The sequence below is a fragment of the Caecibacter sp. AF58-12pH5A genome (assembly GCF_027681725.1).
In the GTDB taxonomy this organism is placed as follows: Bacteria; Bacillota; Negativicutes; order Veillonellales; family Megasphaeraceae; genus Megasphaera; species Megasphaera hominis.
In genome coordinates this window covers 1-1,021 of the sequence record NZ_JAQDBC010000082.1, presented here as the reverse complement: position 1 = coordinate 1,021, position 1,021 = coordinate 1, and the positions used below count along the sequence as shown (strand labels likewise).

The following is a 1,021-nucleotide window of genomic DNA, read 5'->3' as shown; positions in this document are numbered from 1 at the left end:
GGACATCAGGTCTTCCCAAATAAAAGCAAGGCAAGGTTCTCATCTCCAGACATAGCAAAAGCCTCCAACGGATTGCTCCCTCGAAGGCTTCTCACATTTTTTCATGCTATTAGTATACCACGTCGAACAGATACATGCGTCCGCTACATTACTCATGTGGCTAAAATAATTGGGAATGACTGCCCAAACGATATAGCAGAAGAACAAGTACATCATCTTTGGTTTCATAAATGAGAAGCCAATCTGGACCAATATGGCATTCCCGGCAACCTTTGTATGTGCCGCCTAAATCATGGTCTCTATATTTTTCATCCAATTGTTTTCCTTGGGCCAATTGCTCAATGACAGAGAACAGCACATCTATATCTTTGTTCTGCTTCTTTGCCAATTTCAAATCTTTCTTAAATTGAGTGGTGAATTTTACTTCGTACTTCATTTTTCAAGGGCCACACGCAAATCTGTCATATTGGTATACCCTTTTACTTTTTTATCAATGGCGATTCGTTTGCCTTCTTCAATGGCAGATCTAGTTGTTGCATTAGGAACGTCAAGAGTGAGACGGAAGGGAATGCCATTTTCTCGTATCGTTGTTTTTAAGAATATGTTTACCGCCGTCGTCATATTCATTCCCAGAGCATTGAATATTTTCTCAGCCTGATTTTTGACTTCCTTATCCGTCCGGATATTCAAATTTGTATTTACCATATTCAACACCTCCATTTCTGTCTTGAATATAGCATTATTTTTGGCTGATGTCAACACAATGTCAATATAATAAACACATAGCAAAAGCCTTCAAAGGATCGCTCCCTCGAAGGCTTCTCTCACACTTTCATGCTATAAGTATACCACGTAAAGCAGGTAAATGCGTCCGCGATTTTGGACATCATGTTTTTCCGAACAAAAGGATGGCAAACTTAGCTAATGCACGATTCTTCCTTTTGTAGGCGGAGGACCGTTCGATGTGAAAATGATCGGCAATGGCATAGACGGCACTTGTTTGTGCATCCTCGTCAGCATA

2 protein-coding genes are annotated in these 1,021 nt (G+C 40.4%); both read right to left on the bottom strand.

Annotated elements, in window-relative coordinates; genetic code table 11:
* Positions 1-160: 160 nt before the first annotated feature.
* The gene (locus PGX44_RS13920) at positions 161-436 is read right to left on the bottom strand and encodes a type II toxin-antitoxin system YafQ family toxin (RefSeq protein WP_498855841.1); all 276 of its coding nucleotides are present in this window, start codon (positions 434-436) and stop codon (positions 161-163) included.
* The gene (locus PGX44_RS13915) at positions 433-705 is read right to left on the bottom strand and encodes a type II toxin-antitoxin system RelB/DinJ family antitoxin (RefSeq protein ID WP_022381610.1); all 273 of its coding nucleotides are present in this window, start codon (positions 703-705) and stop codon (positions 433-435) included. Before PGX44_RS13915 ends, PGX44_RS13920 begins: the two co-directional genes overlap by 4 nt.
* Positions 706-1,021: the final 316 nt, after the last annotated feature.